Origin of the sequence: Sphingopyxis sp. MG (genome assembly GCF_002953155.1) — a bacterium.
GTDB classification, from domain to species: domain Bacteria; phylum Pseudomonadota; class Alphaproteobacteria; order Sphingomonadales; family Sphingomonadaceae; genus Sphingopyxis; species Sphingopyxis granuli.
The window spans coordinates 2,669,327-2,686,542 of the sequence record NZ_CP026381.1; the positions used below are offsets into that span (position 1 = coordinate 2,669,327).

Here is a 17,216-nt window from a genome sequence, read left to right on the forward strand (position 1 = left end):
GAGAATCCTCTCAGTTGCGTTGAAGCGCCGCTTCGACGAGCGGCAGCTGGTCGTTGCCGAAATACATGTCGGTGCCGTCGACGAACAGCGTCGGCGAACCATAACCGCCGCGCGCCACCAGTTCTTCGGTATTGGCGCGCAGCCGCGCCTTGACCGCGTCGGTGGTCGAGGCGGCGCGGATCGCTGCGCCGTCGAGCCCCGCGCCCGTCGCCACGGCTTCGAGCACGGCGGGATCGTCGAGATTCTCCTGCCGCCCGAAATAGCTTTCGAACGCGGCGCGCGCAAAGGCGAGCAGCGCCGGCTGGTCGTCCTCGAGCGCGGTCGCGAACCGCATCGCGTGGACGCTTTTCGCCGGGTGCCAGCGCGACGGGAAGTTCATCTCCACCCCCGCCAGCCGCGCCCAGTCGGCCAGCACCTTCCAGCCATGCTGCATCTTGCGGTTGTCGGTCTGCTCGCGCGCGGCATAGACCGCCGGGTTCACCGCGTTGAACACCCCGCCAACCAGGATCGGGCGAAAGGTCGCATCGGCGCCCGTCCGCGCGATCAGCGGCTGGACATTGGCGAACGCCAGGCGGGTCCAGGGCGACGAGAGGTCGAAGAAGAATTCGAGACGGGAGGGCATGACGGCTCCTTCGCTGGCGGGTCAGCTTTGCAGGTCGGCCTGCTCGATCGCACGGTGAAAGCGGCGTGCGGCGGCGGGATCGAGCCGGTCCTCGAACAGCGTCAGATGACGCTCGACCGTCCAGCGCGCGCTGTCGAGGTCGCCGACCGCCGCCGGGTCCATCTCGCGCTGATATTCGAGGCCGAAGCGCAGAATCAGCAACGCGTTGGTGCACAGGTCGCCGAGCCGGACGCGCGGCCAGTCGAGCAGGCCGCGATCGATCATCGCGCCCAGATAGATGCTCAGCTGTTCGTGCACCCGGTCGTACCAGCCGCCGATATGATCGAGGATGATCGGGCTCGATTCGCCGTAATCGGCGCGGTCGCGATAGATGAAGCGGAAGGTGTGCAGTTCGCGCTGCATGCAGGCGAGCAGCCCGACATATTCCTCGATCAGGTCGCCCGCGTCGGACGGCCGCATCCGCAGCCGTTCCTCGATCGCCTCCGCGAAATCGGCGCTGATCGCGTCGAGCAGCGCGCGCTTGCTGCGGAAATGATACCACAGATTGCCCTCGGCGATGCCGACCTCGGCGGCGATCGCGGCGGTCGAGACGCTGCCGAAGCGCTGTTCGTTGAACAGCCGCAGCGCCGCCGTCAGGATGCGGTCGCGCGTCTTGACCCGCGGCGGGCTCACTTGCCCTTCGCCTTCTCCCAATATTGGTCGCGCAGCAGCCGCTTGTAGAGCTTGCCGGTGTCGTGGCGCGGCAGCGCCTCCAGGAAATCGATGCGCCGCGGGATCTTCACTCCCGACAGCTTCTCGCGCGCATAGGCGCCCAGTTCCTCGCGCAAGGCGTCGGTGGCGTCGGCCATGTCGGCGGGCTGGACGACCGCGATCACCTCTTCGCCCATCTCTTCGTGCGGTCCGCCGACGACCGCGACGTCGGCGACCTTCGGATGGGTGACGAGATGATTCTCGATCTCCTGCGGATAGATGTTCACCCCGCCGGAGATGATCATGAAGCTCTTGCGGTCAGTCAGATAGAGGAAACCCTCCTCGTCGACCCAGCCGACGTCGCCCAGCGTCGACCAGCCTTTCGAATTGCGGCTCGACGCGGTCTTTTCGGGGTCGTCGTGATATTCGAAGACCTGCTCGCTTTCGAAAAAGACCGTGCCTTCCTGCCGCACCGGCAGTTCGGTCTCGTTATCCTCGCCGACGATGTGCAGCACGCCGTTGATCGCGCGCCCGACCGTGCCCTTGTGCGCCAGCCAGTCCTCGCTGGTCGCGAAGGTCATGCCATTGCCTTCCGATCCCGCATAATATTCGAGCAGCACCGGCCCCCACCAGTCGATCATCGCCTGCTTGACCGGCACCGGGCACGGCGCGGCGGCGTGGATCGCGCTCTTCATCGACGACACGTCGTATTTCGCGCGCACCGCCTCGGGCAGTTTCAGCATCCGCACGAAATGCGTCGGCACGAACTGCGCGGCGTTGCAGCGATATGTCTCGATCGCCGCCAGCGCGCCTTCGGGATCGAATTTCTTCATCAGCACGACGGTGCCGCCAAGCCGATGAATCGTCATCGACCAGCGCAGCGGCGCCGCGTGATAGAGCGGCGCGGGCGACAGATAGACGCTTTCGGGGCCGATATGGAAGGCCGCGGCGGCGAGCATGACGAGGCTGTTCGGCGCGTCGATCTCGCGCTCCTCGGGCAGCGGCACCCTGACCCCCTTGGGCCGGCCGGTGGTTCCCGAAGAATAGAGCATGTCGACCCCGGCGCGCTCGTCGGCGATCCGCGTCGCCGGCATCTTCGCCAGTTCGTCCTCGATCTTCGGCCAGCCGGCGATGTCGCCGCCCATCGAAAAGCGCTCGATCCGCGTCTGGAGTTGCTGCGCCGCGGGCGCGAGGCTGGCGGCGACGATCAGCATCTTCGCGCCCGAATTTTCGAGGATATAGTCGGTCTCGTCCTGCGTCAGCCGCGACGAGATGCAGACATAGCGCAGCCCCGCGCGCTGCGCGCCCCAGGTCAGCCCGTAATAATGCGGCGTGTTGTCGAGCATGAAGGCGACGACGTCCTCGTGCCCCAGTCCGTGCGCGCGAAAAAGCTGCGCCGCACGGTTCGACGCCGCGTCGAGTTCGGCATAGCTGATCGATTCGCCCGTCTCGGCGACGATGATCGCCGGCTTGTCGGGGGTAGAGGCGGCGTGGACGGACGGGTGCATCGGCGATCTCTCCAGCTGTTCTGTTCGTTCTTTCCGCCGAGTCAGTAGCCATCCGAAGCGCCGGGTCAAGCAGGCTTAGGGTCTTGCCCCTATTCGGGCGCGCCCGCGCCGGGATGCGAGCGCAGCGCATAGCCGACGCCCTTGATCGTGTGCAGCATCGGCCAGGCGAAGCCGCGGTCGAGCCTGGCGCGCAGCCGCGACATATGCACCTCGACCCGGTTGGTCCCCGGATCGAAGTCGAGCCGCCACACCGCCTTGAGCAGCGCCGCGCGCGACAGCGGACGATCGGGAACGCGCGCCAGATTGGCGAGCAGGTCGAATTCGCGCAGCGGCAGGCGGATCGGCCGCCCCGCGCGCTCGACGCGCCGGTCGATCAGGTCGATCCGCAACTCGCCCGCGCCAAGCTGGCCGGCGGCCAGCCGGCTGCGCCGCAACAGCCCGGCGGCGCGCGCCAGCACCTCGGGCAGATTGTCGGTCCAGGTGACCACGTCGTCCGCGCCGCCATGCAGCGCGATCATCCGTTCCTCCAGCGAGTCGCGATCCGACACCGCCAGCACCGGCCGCCGCGCGGCGACCGCCGCCATCAGCCGCACGAAGGCAAAGGGGTCCTGCCAATCGAGGAAGGGGTTGATCAGCAGCAGGTCGAAGCAGCCGTCGAGCCATGGCCGCAGTCCGTTCGCCGGCGACGGCATCGACCGCACCGCATGGCCCGCGGCTTCCAGCGCCGCGCCCAGCGTCGCGGCGCGCTCGCGCAGCGGATGATAGAGGGCGATGCGCCCCGCCCCATCATGCGATTCGCCGCCCGGATCGCCTCCGTCCGATACCCGCACCCTGCCCCCCAGGCCGTCACACCCGACGGCGTTTCGCGGCGCCCGGCATTGCGCCGGTCCCCCGCTGTGCTAACCGATGGACATGACCTCGACCGACCTGCTCGACAGCGCTTTCGCCACCCTGCCCGACCTGATCCGCGCCCATGCCGCCGAACGTCCCGATGCCGTAGCGGCTGCCGACCCGTCGCGGCGATTAAGCTGGTCCGAACTGGACCGGATGATGGATCGAATCGCCGCCCGGCTTCAGCAGGACGGCTTCCAGAGCGGCGACCGGACCGCCGTTGCCGGGCTCAACAGCGTCGAACAGATGGCCGCGATCCTCGGCACGCTGCGCGCCGGCGGCGTCGCGGGACTGATCACCAACAGCGCGACCGGCGAACAGATGGCGGCGATGATCGCCGACACGGGCGCGCGCCACCTGTTCCTCGACAGCGCCGCCGCGGCGAGCCTCGAAGGCCAGACCGTCGCTGCGACCGACCGCATCGCCATGGACGGCAGCGGCGTCGGGGTCGCGCTGGACGACTGGATGGCGCCCGCGGGAACGAAGCCCGATGCGGTCGAAATCCGGCCGGAGGACGGCTTCAACATCATCTATTCGTCGGGCACCACCGGCACGCCGAAGGGCATCGTCCACAGCCACGCGATGCGCTGGCAGCATATCCAGCGCGGCGTTCCCGCCTATGGCCCGCACGCGGTGACGATCCTGTCGACCCCGCTCTATTCGAACACGACGATGGCGAGCTTCCTTCCCACCGTCGGATCGGGCGGGCAGGTCGTGCTGATGAAGAAGTTCGATGCGCGCGGTTTCCTTGAACTGGCGGAGCGCGAGCGCGCGACCAACACGATGCTGGTGCCGGTGCAATATCGCCGCATCATGGCGCTCGAGGATTTCGACCGCTTCGACCTCTCCAGCTTCATCATGAAATATTGCACCTCGGCCCCCTTCCCCGCCGCGCTCAAGGCCGACGTGCTCAAGCGCTGGCCGGGCGGGCTCGTCGAAATCTACGGCATGACCGAGGGGGGCGCGGCCTTCATCCTCGAAGCGCATCAATATCCCGACAAGCTGCACACGGTCGGCCGCCCCGCACCCGGCCACATCGCCAAGGTGATCGACGAGGAAGGCAACGAACTGCCGCAGGGTTCGGTCGGAGAGATCGTCGGCCGCAGCCCCGCGATGATGACCGGCTACAACAACCGTCCCGACGCGACCCGGGCGATGCACTGGTATGATGCGGAGGGGAATCTCTTCTATCGTCACGGCGACATCGGCCGCTTCGACGAAGACGGCTTCCTGACGCTGATGGACCGCGCGAAGGACATGATCATCTCGGGCGGCTTCAACATCTTCCCGAGCGATCTGGAGGCGATCCTGCTCGCCGACGACCGCGTCGTCGAGGCGGCGGTGGTCGGCATGCCGAGCGAGGAATGGGGCGAGACGCCCGTCGCCTTCGTCGTGCTCAAGCCCAGCGCCGATGTCGAAAGCGTGCGCGCCGACTGCAACGCCAAGGTCGGCAAGACCCAGCGGCTGAGCGCAATCCGCGTCGTCGAAGAACTGCCGCGCAGCCCGATCGGCAAGGTACTGAAACGCGAATTGCGCGACGCCTATTCGGGGTGAATAGCGGATAGCGATCGGAAGACGCCATTCTCGTTTTTCGCTTCGTCATTCCCGCGAAAGCGGGAACCCAGGGAAAGGTCGGCCGACGCCCGCTCTGGATCCCCGCTTTCGCGGGGATGACGAAGATGGGGTATGTCTGGCTACCCCAAACGGACGACCCGCAACCTTCGCGATCAGGCGAACTCCGCCGCCTCCACTGCCGCCAGCGCGCTCGCCAGTCGCGCGTCGCCTTCGCCCTCGACCCACGCCCATGGCAGCCGCCGGCGTTCGAGTTCGCCGATCGCGACGTCCATGAACTGCCGCCGCGCGAGGTCGCTGCCGAACAGCCGCGTGCCGTCCTCTTCCCACGACAGGTCCATCGCGGGGACGAGGTAGAGGTCGGCGACCTCGTCCCACGCGTCGATTTCGGGCAGCCGCCGCCCGAGCAGCATCACCGCCCACGCCTGCGTCATCAGCGGGTCGGTGTCGGACACCAGCCATCGGGGCCCCTGCGCCAGCGCCGCATGCGTCGCGGCGACATGGCCGCGGAAGATCGCGAGCAGGTCGGCCTCGTCGAACCCGGTGCCGTTCGCCTCGGCATAGGTGCGGCCATATTCGGGGACGACGAGGCCGCCAAGCCGCGCGGCGAGCCGCGGCGCCAGCGTCGACTTGCCGGTGCTTTCGGCGCCGTGGAGGCAGATGCGGCGGGTCATGCGGGCGCTGCCCCCGCCGCCGCGGCGCGGCGCCACTGGATCAGCCCGTCGATCGACAGGCCGAGCAGCACGACATAGACCACGCTCGTCGCATAGAGGCCGCGCGAGGCGAACAGCGGCACCGCGATCAGATCGACGAATATCCACAGCCACCAGCTTTCGACCCGGCGCCGCGCGAGCAGCCATTGCGCGGTGATGCTGGCCATCGCGATCGCGCCGTCGATCCACGGCGCCGCCGCGTCGGTGTGGCGATGCATCGCCGCGCTCCAGACGATCCAGGCCGCCAGCGTGGCGCCGCCCCAGACCAGCCGCGCCCGCGCGGTCATCCAGCCGACCGGCACGCCGCTGCCCTCGCGCGCGCGCAGCCAGGCGGCCCAGCCATAGAGGTTCAGGACAAGGAAAAAGCCCTGGAGAAGCATGTCGCTGTAAAGCTTCGCCTCATAGAAAACGACGGCGTAGAGGCTGACCGCGACGAGCGCGAAGGGATAGTTCCACACGCTCCGCAACGCGACGAGCGCGACGTTGATCAGGACGAGGCTGGCGGCGATCCATTCCACCTCGCTCATGGGCGGCGCCCCCCTCGTCGCCCGACATGGGTCACAAATCGTCGGCCTTCATCGCGAAGATCGGCTCGTGCGGGCGATAGGCGACCATCTTGTCGAGCAATTCGTCGAGCCCGGCATCGACGATCATGATCCGCGCATGCGCCGGGCGGATGAAGCCGACCTCGACCATGCGGCGGTTGAAGGCGATCAGATCGTTGTAGAATCCCCCGGCATTGAGCAGTCCGACGGGCTTGGCATGATAGCCGAGCTGCGCCCAGCTGATCGCCTCCCACAACTCGTCCATCGTGCCGACGCCGCCGGGAATGGTGAGGAAGCCGTCGGACAGGTCGGTGAACATGCGCTTGCGTTCGTGCATGCCGGAGACGACGTGGAGTTCGGTCACGCCGCGATGCGCGACCTCGGTGCCGACCAGCGCGTCGGGGATCACCCCGATCACCTCGCCCCCCGCCGCGAGCGCCGCATCGGCGACCGCGCCCATCAGGCCGGTCCGGCCGCCACCATAAACGACGCCGATGCCGCGGCTCGCCAGCGTGCGCCCGACATGCCGCGCGGTTTCGATGAAGGCGGGGTCGTCGGGGGTCGCGGACCCGCAATAGACGGCAAGGCGTTTCATCGTGAAAGGCATGGCAATGTCCGTTCGGCCTGGCCCTTCGGCAGGGCTCGATGGAGCCACGTCGAAAGCCCGTTTCGTCTTTCCGCGCCTTTGCAGGAAGAACCGCGCTTCGACAAGTCGCCGGCGACGCGCGCCGGACGATCGGCCATATGGGCTTTGGGCCATATAGACTCTGGCGAGCGCCGCGCCGCCCGGCTAAGGCTGCGCGCGTGACCGCGACACTCCACGCTTTCGCCGACCGCCGTCCGAAGCTCGCCGCCCTGCTGCTCGGCGCCGTTTCCGCCACGGGCTTCGCGCCGCTCGACCTGTGGCCGCTGACCCTGATCGCACTCGCGGGCTGGATGCTGCTCGTCGCGCGGGCGCCGCGTGGGCGCCGCGCGCTCGGGATCGGCTGGGCCTTCGGGGTCGGCCATTTCACGATCGGCCTGAACTGGATCGCGACCGCCTTCACCTATCAGGCGGCGATGCCCGCATGGCTGGGGTGGATCGCGGTCGTGCTGCTGGCGCTCTACCTCGCCGCCTATCCGGCGCTCGCGGCGTGGGGGGCGTGGACGGTTTCCCGAATCGCCGTCCCTGCGAAAGCGGCAGGTGCCGGAGACGGGACGCCAACGGTGCCCGCCTTCGCCGGGGTAACGCTTTCCTTCATCCTCACCCTCGCCGCGCTGTGGACGCTGACCGAATGGCTGCGAAGCTGGGTGTTCACGGGCTTTGCCTGGAATCCGCTGGGCGCGATCGCGGCGGGCCGCTTCGCTTCGGCGGCGATCTGGCTCGGCACCTACGGGCTCGGAGCGCTGGTCGTCTGCGTGGCGGGCGCGCTGCTCCTGCTTTCGGCGCGGCAGTGGAAGCGCGCGGCGCTCGTGGCGTCGATTCCGATATTGGCCACCGCGACCGCAGTTGCGACGGCCGGCGGCGGCGGCGGAACAGCCGACACGGCCTCCTCGATCCCCATCACCCTCGTCCAGCCCAACATCGGACAGCAGGACAAGTGGGAGGGTGACAAGGCCGACGCCAATTTCGCCAAGCTGGCACGGCTGACCGTCCCCAAGGACGACCGCGCCCGCCTGATCCTGTGGCCAGAGGCGGCGATTCCCGATTATCTCGAAACCGGCTATCCGCTCGTCTATTACGACCGTTCGCCGGCCGAGGCGCGGGCACGGCTGACGAATCTGATGAATCCCGGCGATCTGATGCTACTCGGCGCGCTCAAGCTCGAACTCGGCCGCGACGGCACCGTGGTCGGCGCGCGCAACGCGGTGATGACGGTGTATCCCGACGGCACGCTGGGGCCGCGCTACGACAAGGCGCATCTCGTCCCCTATGGCGAATATCTGCCGATGCGGCCGCTGCTGTCGGCGATCGGCCTGTCGCGGCTCGCGCCGGGCGACATCGACTTCTGGCCGGGGCCGGGCGCGCGCACCCTCTCCCTGCCCGCCGCGACCCGCACGGTCGACGTCCCGCCAGCGGGTCACCCGCCGGCGGTGATCGCAACCCGCCTGCCCGAAACGCTGCGCCCGGCGGTCGAGGTCGGCCTGCAAATCTGCTACGAGATCATCTTTTCGGGACAGGTCGTCGACCGCGCGCATCGGCCCGATTTCATCTTCAACCCCTCGAACGACGCCTGGTTCGGAAGCTGGGGCCCGCCGCAGCACCTCGCCCAGGCGCGGCTGCGGGCGATAGAGGAAGGGCTGCCGGTCGTCCGCGCGACTCCGACCGGGATCAGCGCGGTGATCGACGCCGACGGCCGCATCCGCGCAGCGATTCCGATGCACCGCGCCGGGCGCATCGACACGCTGGTTCCGCCGGCCCACGCCCCGACGCTTTTCGCCCGTTTCGGCAATCGTCTTCCGGTCGGCTTCGCGCTGCTGCTGCTCGCGCTGGCCATTGCCTTTCGACGGCGCGGACGCTAACAGCGCCGGGACATAAACTTTTCTTTATATCCAAATCCAAAGAAAGTCTCCCATGCGCAACAGCTTCCTCTTCACGTCCGAAAGCGTGTCCGAAGGGCATCCCGACAAGGTTGCCGACCAGATCAGCGATTCGATCGTCGATCTGTTCCTGTCGAAGGACCCCGAAGCGCGCGTGGCCTGCGAAACGCTGACCACGACCCAGCTTGTCGTGCTGGCGGGCGAAATCCGCTGCAAGGGCGTCTACGAGGATGGCGAATGGGCGCCGGGCGCGCTCGACGAGATCGAGGCGACGGTGCGCGAGACCGTTCGCGAGATCGGGTATGAGCAGGACGGTTTCCACTGGAAGAACCTGCGCTTCGAGAACAATCTCCACGGCCAGTCGGCGCATATCGCGCAGGGCGTCGACGAAAGCGCCGACAAGGACGAGGGCGCCGGCGACCAGGGGATCATGTTCGGCTATGCTTCCGACGAGACGCCCGACCTGATGCCCGCGACGCTCGATTACGCGCACAAGATCCTCGAGCGCATGGCCGCCGACCGCAAGGCCGGCATCGCGCCCTTCCTCGAACCCGACACCAAGAGCCAGGTCACGCTGCGCTACGCCAACGAGCGCCCGGTCGAGGCGACCGCGATCGTCGTGTCGACCCAGCACGCGCCGGGCTATTTCTGGCACGACGGCGAAGGCGACGAGACCAGATATCAGGAGCTGCGCAAATATGTGCTGGGCGTGATCGCCGACGTCCTGCCCGCCGAGCTTCTGACCGCGAACACCGTCTATCATATCAACCCGACCGGGCGCTTCGAAATCGGCGGACCCGACGGCGACGCCGGGCTGACCGGCCGCAAGATCATCGTCGACACCTATGGCGGGGCGAGCCCGCACGGCGGCGGCGCGTTCAGCGGCAAGGACCCCACCAAGGTCGACCGCTCGGCGGCCTACATCACGCGCTATCTGGCCAAGAACGTCGTGGCCGCCGGCCTCGCCCGCCGCTGCACGATCCAGCTCAGCTACGCGATCGGCGTCGCCGAACCGCTGTCGGTCTATGTCGACCTGCACGGCACCGCGGCCGAGGGCGTGTCCGAAGCCGCGCTGGAACAGGCACTGCCGCAACTCGTCCGGCTGACCCCGAAGGGCATTCGCACCCATCTGGGCCTCAACAAGCCGATCTATCGCCAGACCGCGGCCTACGGCCATTTCGGCCGCCAGCCGGACGGCGACGCCTTCCCCTGGGAACGCACCGACCTGATCGACAGGCTGAAGGCCGCGCTGGGCCGCTAAGACCCGCGCGCTTCTCGCCCGATCGCGGCGCGATCTTCGCGCGCCGCGCCATTCGGGGCGGCAAGCGTTCAATCTGAACCGCCTCTCTTCCGTTCGTGTCGAGCGAAGGCGAGACACGAACGGGATGCAGATTTGGCGCTCCGCCGCTTGGACTCTGACGACTTTGGATTGCCCCCCTTCGTCATTGCGACCCCGGACCTGATCCGGGGGAAGCAATCCAGAGCGGTTACCGCACGCTCTGGATTGCCGCGCGGCTTCGCCGCTCGCAATGACGCGTCCGTCCAATGTCATGCGCCTAAAGCCACAAAGGCCATAATTGCGGCGCGCGCGTGCAGGGCTTTTGCGGCTTTAACGCCTTCGCCGCGCCGCGGGACGTCAACGGCCCGCGCATCGCCCCCGCCTTGCCCGTCCGACCCGACACCGCTAACGCGCACGGCATGACGGCTTATAAATCTGGCGATCCGACCACGCTCAACCGCCTCTACGGCCGCGCCAAGGGCAAGCCCCTGCGCGCGGGCCAGCAGGATCTGGTCGACCATCTGCTGCCGCAGATCGCGGTGCCGGCGGAGGGGCCGGTGACCGCCGCGCGCCTGTTCGGTTTTGACCGCCCGCTGCATTTCGAGATCGGCTTCGGCGGTGGCGAGCATATGGCGGCGCGGGCCGACATGCTGCCCGATCACGGCTTCATCGGCGCCGAACCCTTCCTCAACGGCGTCGCGCAGGCGCTCGTCCACGTCAGCGGCGATCCGCATCTCGCGGGAAAGGGGGGCACGCATCCGCCACTCGCCAACGTCCGCATCCATCACGGCGACGCGCTGGAGGTGCTGCGCCGCGTCCCCGACGGCGCGCTGTCCTTCGTCTACCTGCTCCATCCCGACCCTTGGCCGAAGGCGCGGCACGCCAAGCGGCGGATGATGAACGACGGGCCGGTCGACCTGATCGCGGCCAAGCTGAAGCCCGGCGGCGAGTTCCGCTTCGGCACCGATCACCCGGTCTATCTCGCGCACGCGCTGATGGTGATGCGCCGCCACCGCCACCAGTTCGAGTGGCTGGCACGGACCGCCGACGATTTCCTCGTCCGCCCCGGCGGCTGGCCCGAAACGCGTTACGAGGCCAAGGCCCGCGCGCAGGGGCACGAGGTCTGGTATTTCCGCTGGCGGCGCAAATAGGGCGGTTGCAGCAACCGCATCCGGCCTCAGAAATTCAACCGCAGCCCGGGCCGCGGCCACGTGAGGCGATAGACGCGGCCGGTCGCGGACGCCGTGACATAGGCGTGCCGCATGTCGCTGCCGCCAAAGGCGATATTGGTGATCGCGGGATCGAGGTCGGACAGATCGACGAACCCGATCCTCTCGCCGTCGGGGCCGACAATCGCGATGCCGGCCTGCAGCAGCGTGCCGATGCACAGATTGCCGTTCGCCTCGACCGCCATGCTGTCGTAATAGGCATAGCCGGGCTCAGCGCACAGGAAGTTGCCGCCGCCCGCGCCCATGAAGGTGCGGCCGCCGCGCAGCACCCCGGGGCGCTCGACTTCCCACCACCAGGCGCGCGCGGTCGCCGTCTCGGTCGCATAGAGGCGGTCGTCGGCGGGGGAGAGCGCGATGCCGTTCGGCTGGTCGAACGGTTCGGCCACCGTCCGCGCGCCGGCACCGTCCACATAGCATATGCGCCCATGGTCGCTGTGATGCCGGTGATGCTTTCCGGTATCGGTGAAATAAAAGCCGCCCGCCGAATCGAAGACAATGTCGTTCGGGGCCGACAGGGGGCGGTCGTCGACCGCCGTCAGCAGCGTCTCGACCCGTCCGTCCGCGATGTGGAGCCGCTGGATGGACCCGCCCGCATAGTCCGCCGCCGCGCCGATGGGCACCGCCCATCCGTCGCTCTCGGCCCATTGGTAGCCGCCGTTGTTGCAGAGGATCAACGCGCCGTCGGGGGCCAGCGCCGCGCCGTTGGGGCCGCCGCCGACCTTGGCGATGACCCGCTTCGTCCCGTCGGGCGCGATGCGCGTCACCTGCCCGTGGCGAATCTCGACCACCGCGAGCGAGCCGTCGGGCAGGATCACCGGCCCTTCGGGAAAGCCCAGACCCTCGGCGACAAGGACGGCCTCGACGGTCAATAGAGATCGAGCACCGTCGTCTGGCCGAGTTCGCCGATGATGACCGTGCGCAGCTGGTCCATATGGTCCTCCCACACCGACTCGGCGCGCTTCGGCTTGTGTGCCGCGATGGCGTCGACCAGCGCCCGATGGTTGGACAGTGCCTGCTGGTTGAGCGCCAGCTGGTCCGGGCGCGACCTGCTGAGGAAGCGCTCGACATGGCGGAGGAAGATGTCGTCGAGCATGCTGACGATCACGCCCAGCGCGACGTTGCCGGCACGTTCGACCAGCACCCGGTGGAAGTCGGCCGTGGCGCGCCCGAAGCGCGCGAAATCCTCGATCACCTCCGCCTCGTGGGCCAGGTGATCGCGCAGCGTCTGGATATCGTCGGCGGTCGCCGAGGCCGCCAGCCCCGCCGCCAGACGCGGCTCGATGAACGAGCGGGCGTCGAGCACCTCGGCCAATGTCGCGCCGCGGAACTGAAGCAGGAAACCCAGGGTGCGGGCCGCCGAATCCTCCTGCGGCGGACAGATTCGCACGCCTCCCTTGGCGCCCCGAAGCACGCGCACCAGCCCTTCGGATTCGAGCAGGCGGATCGCTTCGCGCAAGGTCGGGCGCGAGACGTCGAACTGCGCCATCAGGTCCGCTTCGGCGGGGAGCAGGTCGCCCTCCTTCAGGTCGCCCAGGACGATCCGTCGCCGGATGGCCTGCGCGATGATCTCCGCCGCCTTGGGAATTCGCACGGGCGACATCCCATCCGTCATCTTCTGCCCCTTCAACGCCTTGCCCCGCGTCCCTTCGCGACCGCTTTCCATTCCGTTCTTAGCCATCCTCCCCGAGGAAGTCATCCAATGGACTTGATCTCCATAATCAGTTTGATAATTTATACGAAATGAAAAGCCAATGGGAAACTGGCCCTATTTCCTCGCACCGCATCAGGACCGGAAAGCGCCGTCGACATAGATCAGCGGGCCGACCTCTCCCGCGATCCGCACATCGATCACCCGGCCGATGAAGATGCCGTGCGTGCCATAGAAATGCGCCTGTTCGAAAGCGCAGGCGAAACTGGCCTGCGCGTCGCCCAGCACCCATCCGCCGTTGGCCGCCTGCCGCCAGTCGCCCTCCGCAAAGCGCGCATCGCCCGCCGCACCGCCCGCGCACCGGTCGGCGATCGCCCGGTGCGAGGCGTCCAATATGTTGACGCAGAAATCGGCCCCGTCCTTCAGCAGGGGGAACATCGACGCCGAGCGGTTGGCGCAGACCAGCAGCGAGGGCGGGTCCAGCGACAGTTCCGAAACCGCGGTCGCGGTCATCGCCGCCCGGACATCGCCCCGATGCGCGGTGACGACCACCACCGCCTTGGCGAGCCGGCGCATGCCCAGTTTCAGCGCACCGGCAATATCGCCCGCATCGGGCAGAACGGCGTTCGTCAAATCCTCTCTCCTCTTCCATCCCGTCCGCGACGTGCCATCCCTTCCGAAGGCACGCCGCGCATCGGCTTCCCGGCAAGCGCCTCAAAAAGGTTGCTTTCCACAATCAGTTGTATAATTTATATGTAAATAGAAAAAAGGGAAGGTCTTGCGAGAGGGCGATCATCATTGCGATTTTCTGGTGCTCGGCGGCGGCGCGGCCGGGTTGACCGGGGCGCTGGCCGCGCGCCTTGCGGGGCTCGACGTGCTGCTGGCAGAGAAGGAGGCGTGGCTCGGCGGCGCCACGGCGCTGTCGGGGGGAACGGTCTGGCTGCCCGCGAGCCATGTGCTCGAACGCGCCGGCGTCGCCGATTCGTGCGAGGACGGCCTGCGCTATCTGGAGGCGCTGGTCGGGCCCGGCCGCGACGAGGTCGACCGGGAGCGCATGAAGATATTCGTTCGTGAAAGCCCCGCCTTCGCCCGTTTTCTCGACGATCAGGGCCTCGCGCTGCGCCACGCGCGCGGCTGGTCGGACTATTATGCGGAACTGCCGGGCGGGCGCGAGGCGGGCCGCACGCTCTATTGCGACGCGCTCGACCTGCGCGCGCTGGGCGAGGCAGAGGAATGGCTGGCGCCAGGGGCGCTCTTCTCGGCCGCCCATTCGGTCGAGGTGTCGACGATGGCGCTCGGCATACGCTCGCTGGCCGCGGCGCGCGCGGCGCTGCGCGTCGCGGCGCGATCGGCGAAGGCGCGGCTGACCGGCGCCCGGACCGCGACCCGCGGCAAGGCGCTGATCGGCCGCCTGCTGCTGGCGGCAAGGCGAAGCGGCGTCGTCGTCTGGCGCGGCACGCCCCTCGTCGAACTGATCGTCGAGGAGGACCGCGTCGCCGGTGCGGTGCTCGACCGCGACGGCAAGCGGGTCCGGGTGATCGCACGCCGGGGCGTCCTGCTGGCGACTGGCGGCTTCGCCCGCCATGCGGGCCTGCGCCAGATCCATCAGGCGCCGGTCGGCGTCGATGCGACCATGGCGCCGGCCGGCGACATGGGCGACGGCATCCGTGCCGCGGCAAATGCGGGCGCCGAGATGGCGATGATGGACCAGGCGTGGTGGGTTCCGGGCACCAAGACGCCCGCCGGTCCGATGGTCCATGTCTGGGATCGCTGCTTTCCGCATTCGCTGGTCGTCGACGTCGCGGGCGAGCGCTATATGGACGAGGCCGGGCCCTATATGGAGGTCGGCCAGCGGATGATCGCACGCCACGCCGCGCTGGGCACCGATCACAGCTGGCTGATCCTCGAAAGCCGGCATCGCAGCCGGTACGCGTTCGGAATGGCGCCGCCGATGGTCACCCCGTCGGGCTGGATCGAAAGCGGCTATCTGATCCGCGCTGGTTCGGTCGACGAGCTGGCCGAAAGAACGGGCCTTCCCCTCCAGCGGCTGTGCGATACCCTCGACCGTTTCAACGCCGGCGCGCGCGCGGGCCGCGACGACGACCATGGACGCGGATCGAAGGCGATCAGCCGCTATTACGGCGACCGCCGGGTCCGGCCGAACCCCAATCTGGGGCCTGTCGAACAGCCGCCTTTCTATGCCGTCCGGCTCTATCCGGGCGATGTCGGCACCGCGGGCGGGGTGCGCACCGACCTGCACGGCCGCGCGCTCGACCCGGCGCTGCGCCCGATCGCGGGGCTCTATGCGGCGGGCAACAATGCCAGCGGCATCTTCGGCCCCTGCTATCCGGGCGCCGGCGCCTCGATCGCGCCCGGCATGCTCTTCGGCCGGCGGGCGGCCCTCCACGCGGCGCAGGGAGGCGCGGAATGAGCGGCGACAGGACGAAAAGCATCGAATCGACATCGGCTGGCCCGATAACCGTCTATCGCGCCGGAAGCGGCGATCCGGTCGTGCTGCTGCACGGCAACGGCCATTCGGTGCACGAGTTTGAACGCAGCTTGCCCTTCCTCACCCCCCGCTTCGCGCTGATCGGCTGGGACATGCCCGGCCACGGCGCATCGAACGAAGCCGATGCGGCCCTGTCGATCGACGAACGCGCCTCCGTGCTGGGCGAGATACTGGAGCGTCAGGCCATCGGACCCGCGGTGCTGGTCGGCAATTCGATCGGCGCCTTCGTCGCGGCGGCGCTGGCGGCACGGGCGCCGGAGCGCGTGAAGGCGCTGCTGCTCGTCGAGATGCAGGTGCGCCCGCGCGCATGGTGGGATGCGGCGTGGCAGCTGGTCGACCGGATGTTCGGCACGCCGCGGCAGGATTTCGACACGGTGCAGGCGCGCCTCTGCTCGCCGCTCGACGCCGACCTGCTGGCGCGCTGGAACGGCGACCGCACCCGAGCGGGCGCCGGGGCGATGATCGCCGCGATGGAATCGATCCGCGCGCATGACGTCATGGCGACGCTCGCGGCGCTGACCGTCCCCACCCATTTCCTGTTCGGCGAAAAGGGCCCCGCCGCCGAATGCGCCCCCGCCGCGCTCGACTGCGTCGCGCATGCGACGAGCGAGATCGTGCCGGGGGCCGGGCATTTCGTGTCGATCGACCAGCCCGCCGCATTTGCCGCGGCCGTGGAGCGCGCGGCGCAGGCGCAAGGAGACTGCTGATGGCTTTCGATTTCCTCGGTTTCCCGGCAGGCAGTTCGGTGATCGTCACCGGCACCGCCAGCGGTATCGGCGCCGCCACGGCGCAAATGCTGTGCGAAGCGGGACTGACGGTGATCGGGGTCGATATCGACGCCGACCGCCTGCACGGCCTCGACCTCGGCCCGGCCTTTCACCCCCATGTCTTCCACACCGGCGAACCCGAAACCGTGGCGACGCACATGGCGCGGATCGCGGTCGAACATGGTCCGATCCTGCATCTGGTGAACAATGCGGGACCGCCTTCGTCGCTGCCGCTGACCATCGAGGAAGGCCTGGCGCAGACGGCCGGCAGCGTGCAGCGCGTCACCGCCGCCTGGGCGGCCGCGCTGCCCGAACCGGCCGCACACGCCAGCCTGGTCAATGTCGCATCGGTCGCGGGAGCGATCGCGGGGGGACCGCCGCCCTCGCTGGTTGCCGGGCGCGGCGGCGCGGCGGAGAATGGCTGGTATCCCGCCGGCAAGGCCGCCATCGCCGGGATGACCCGCTGGCACGCCGTGTCCGCGGCCGGCCGCTATCGCGCCAACGCCGTTGCCCCCGGCATCACCCGCACCCCCCGCCTCGGCGACATCACCGCGGGCGCCTATGGCCGCGACGTTCTTGCGCGCACGCCTCTGGGCCGGCTCGGCGAGGCGGAGGACATGGCGCGCGCGATCCTGTTCCTGCTCAGCCCGGCGGCGTCCTTCGTCAACGGCCAGACGCTCGTCGTCGACGGCGGCGGCGGCCTCGCCTTCTGACGCCCCGCCT

General features: G+C 68.6%; 17 protein-coding genes. 7 read left to right on the plus strand and 10 right to left on the minus strand.

Annotation, left to right across the window (positions count from 1 at the left end):
• Positions 1–10: 10 nt before the first annotated feature.
• From C3E99_RS12320 to C3E99_RS12335, 4 genes are all read right to left on the minus strand, one after another.
• Positions 11–622 (minus strand): 2-hydroxychromene-2-carboxylate isomerase, encoded by a 612-nt coding sequence (locus C3E99_RS12320; protein ID WP_076076708.1) that lies wholly within the window; start codon positions 620–622, stop codon positions 11–13.
• 21 nt (positions 623–643) lie between these two features.
• Entirely contained in the window at positions 644–1,294 is a 651-nt protein-coding gene (locus tag C3E99_RS12325) for a TetR/AcrR family transcriptional regulator (protein ID WP_067111461.1), read from the minus strand.
• The gene (locus tag C3E99_RS12330) at positions 1,291–2,820 is read right to left on the minus strand and encodes an acyl-CoA synthetase (RefSeq protein WP_076076710.1); all 1,530 of its coding nucleotides are present in this window, start codon (positions 2,818–2,820) and stop codon (positions 1,291–1,293) included. Before C3E99_RS12330 ends, C3E99_RS12325 begins: the two co-directional genes overlap by 4 nt.
• A gap of 89 nt (positions 2,821–2,909) precedes the next feature.
• A complete protein-coding gene (locus C3E99_RS12335) occupies positions 2,910–3,650 on the minus strand; it encodes a response regulator transcription factor (protein WP_067111456.1) in 741 nt (246 codons plus the stop codon).
• Between the two features lie 82 nt (positions 3,651–3,732).
• Here C3E99_RS12335 and C3E99_RS12340 point away from each other — a divergent pair, with 82 nt between their 5' ends.
• A complete protein-coding gene (locus C3E99_RS12340; protein WP_076078099.1) occupies positions 3,733–5,265 on the plus strand; it encodes a class I adenylate-forming enzyme family protein in 1,533 nt (510 codons plus the stop codon).
• A 173-nt stretch (positions 5,266–5,438) separates the two neighbouring features.
• On the opposite strand, the gene C3E99_RS12345 is transcribed toward C3E99_RS12340, so the two are convergent.
• The 3 genes from C3E99_RS12345 to C3E99_RS12355 are packed head-to-tail and all read right to left on the minus strand — an operon-like array spanning position 5,439 to position 7,136.
• Positions 5,439–5,957 carry an AAA family ATPase gene (locus C3E99_RS12345; protein ID WP_104960370.1) on the minus strand — a complete coding sequence of 173 codons (519 nt, stop codon included), beginning with the start codon at positions 5,955–5,957 and terminating at the stop codon, positions 5,439–5,441.
• Positions 5,954–6,523: a nicotinamide riboside transporter PnuC gene (gene pnuC, locus C3E99_RS12350; RefSeq protein WP_076076713.1), complete on the minus strand. Its 570-nt coding sequence runs from the start codon at positions 6,521–6,523 to the stop codon at positions 5,954–5,956. Before pnuC ends, C3E99_RS12345 begins: the two co-directional genes overlap by 4 nt.
• Before the next feature lie 31 nt (positions 6,524–6,554).
• The gene (locus tag C3E99_RS12355; RefSeq protein WP_067111500.1) at positions 6,555–7,136 is read right to left on the minus strand and encodes a TIGR00730 family Rossman fold protein; all 582 of its coding nucleotides are present in this window, start codon (positions 7,134–7,136) and stop codon (positions 6,555–6,557) included.
• 209 nt (positions 7,137–7,345) lie between these two features.
• Here C3E99_RS12355 and lnt point away from each other — a divergent pair, with 209 nt between their 5' ends.
• The 3 genes from lnt to trmB all read left to right on the plus strand — a co-directional run bounded on the left by lnt (position 7,346) and on the right by trmB (position 11,491).
• Positions 7,346–9,043 (plus strand): apolipoprotein N-acyltransferase, encoded by a 1,698-nt coding sequence (lnt, locus tag C3E99_RS12360; RefSeq protein WP_234002465.1) that lies wholly within the window; start codon positions 7,346–7,348, stop codon positions 9,041–9,043.
• Between the two features lie 52 nt (positions 9,044–9,095).
• Positions 9,096–10,322 (plus strand): methionine adenosyltransferase, encoded by a 1,227-nt coding sequence (gene metK, locus C3E99_RS12365; RefSeq protein ID WP_076076717.1) that lies wholly within the window; start codon positions 9,096–9,098, stop codon positions 10,320–10,322.
• A 437-nt stretch (positions 10,323–10,759) separates the two neighbouring features.
• Positions 10,760–11,491 (plus strand): tRNA (guanine(46)-N(7))-methyltransferase TrmB, encoded by a 732-nt coding sequence (trmB, locus tag C3E99_RS12370; RefSeq protein ID WP_076076719.1) that lies wholly within the window; start codon positions 10,760–10,762, stop codon positions 11,489–11,491.
• A gap of 26 nt (positions 11,492–11,517) precedes the next feature.
• Here trmB and C3E99_RS12375 read toward each other — a convergent pair whose 3' ends face one another.
• The 3 genes from C3E99_RS12375 to C3E99_RS12385 all read right to left on the minus strand — a co-directional run bounded on the left by C3E99_RS12375 (position 11,518) and on the right by C3E99_RS12385 (position 13,850).
• Complete coding sequence (locus tag C3E99_RS12375; RefSeq protein WP_076076720.1) at positions 11,518–12,438, minus strand: SMP-30/gluconolactonase/LRE family protein; 921 nt, start codon at positions 12,436–12,438, stop codon at positions 11,518–11,520.
• Positions 12,435–13,160 (minus strand): FadR/GntR family transcriptional regulator, encoded by a 726-nt coding sequence (locus C3E99_RS12380; RefSeq protein WP_158682272.1) that lies wholly within the window; start codon positions 13,158–13,160, stop codon positions 12,435–12,437. The genes C3E99_RS12375 and C3E99_RS12380 overlap by 4 nt, the downstream gene beginning before the upstream one ends.
• A gap of 192 nt (positions 13,161–13,352) precedes the next feature.
• Complete coding sequence (locus tag C3E99_RS12385) at positions 13,353–13,850, minus strand: flavin reductase family protein (RefSeq protein WP_234002466.1); 498 nt, start codon at positions 13,848–13,850, stop codon at positions 13,353–13,355.
• Positions 13,851–13,995: 145 nt separating this feature from the next.
• Between C3E99_RS12385 and C3E99_RS12390 the strand changes: the two genes are divergently transcribed.
• The 3 genes from C3E99_RS12390 to C3E99_RS12400 are packed head-to-tail and all read left to right on the plus strand — an operon-like array spanning position 13,996 to position 17,206.
• Positions 13,996–15,648 (plus strand): FAD-dependent oxidoreductase, encoded by a 1,653-nt coding sequence (locus C3E99_RS12390; protein WP_076076722.1) that lies wholly within the window; start codon positions 13,996–13,998, stop codon positions 15,646–15,648.
• A complete protein-coding gene (locus C3E99_RS12395) occupies positions 15,645–16,433 on the plus strand; it encodes an alpha/beta fold hydrolase (protein ID WP_083675148.1) in 789 nt (262 codons plus the stop codon). Before C3E99_RS12390 ends, C3E99_RS12395 begins: the two co-directional genes overlap by 4 nt.
• A complete protein-coding gene (locus C3E99_RS12400; RefSeq protein WP_076076723.1) occupies positions 16,433–17,206 on the plus strand; it encodes an SDR family NAD(P)-dependent oxidoreductase in 774 nt (257 codons plus the stop codon). Before C3E99_RS12395 ends, C3E99_RS12400 begins: the two co-directional genes overlap by 1 nt.
• Positions 17,207–17,216: the final 10 nt, after the last annotated feature.

What these genes read in the sequence shown, in the direction of transcription:
- C3E99_RS12330 (WP_076076710.1), bottom strand. Translation starts at nt 2,820, where the DNA reads ATGCACCCGTCCGTCCACGCCGCCTCTACCCCCGACAAGCCGGCGATC.
- trmB (WP_076076719.1), top strand. Translation starts at nt 10,760, where the DNA reads ATGACGGCTTATAAATCTGGCGATCCGACCACGCTCAACCGCCTCTAC.
- C3E99_RS12345 (WP_104960370.1), bottom strand. Translation starts at nt 5,957, where the DNA reads ATGACCCGCCGCATCTGCCTCCACGGCGCCGAAAGCACCGGCAAGTCG.
- C3E99_RS12395 (WP_083675148.1), top strand. Translation starts at nt 15,645, where the DNA reads ATGAGCGGCGACAGGACGAAAAGCATCGAATCGACATCGGCTGGCCCG.
- pnuC (WP_076076713.1), bottom strand. Translation starts at nt 6,523, where the DNA reads ATGAGCGAGGTGGAATGGATCGCCGCCAGCCTCGTCCTGATCAACGTC.
- C3E99_RS12355 (WP_067111500.1), bottom strand. Translation starts at nt 7,136, where the DNA reads ATGAAACGCCTTGCCGTCTATTGCGGGTCCGCGACCCCCGACGACCCC.
- C3E99_RS12320 (WP_076076708.1), bottom strand. Translation starts at nt 622, where the DNA reads ATGCCCTCCCGTCTCGAATTCTTCTTCGACCTCTCGTCGCCCTGGACC.
- C3E99_RS12400 (WP_076076723.1), top strand. Translation starts at nt 16,433, where the DNA reads ATGGCTTTCGATTTCCTCGGTTTCCCGGCAGGCAGTTCGGTGATCGTC.
- metK (WP_076076717.1), top strand. Translation starts at nt 9,096, where the DNA reads ATGCGCAACAGCTTCCTCTTCACGTCCGAAAGCGTGTCCGAAGGGCAT.
- C3E99_RS12340 (WP_076078099.1), top strand. Translation starts at nt 3,733, where the DNA reads ATGACCTCGACCGACCTGCTCGACAGCGCTTTCGCCACCCTGCCCGAC.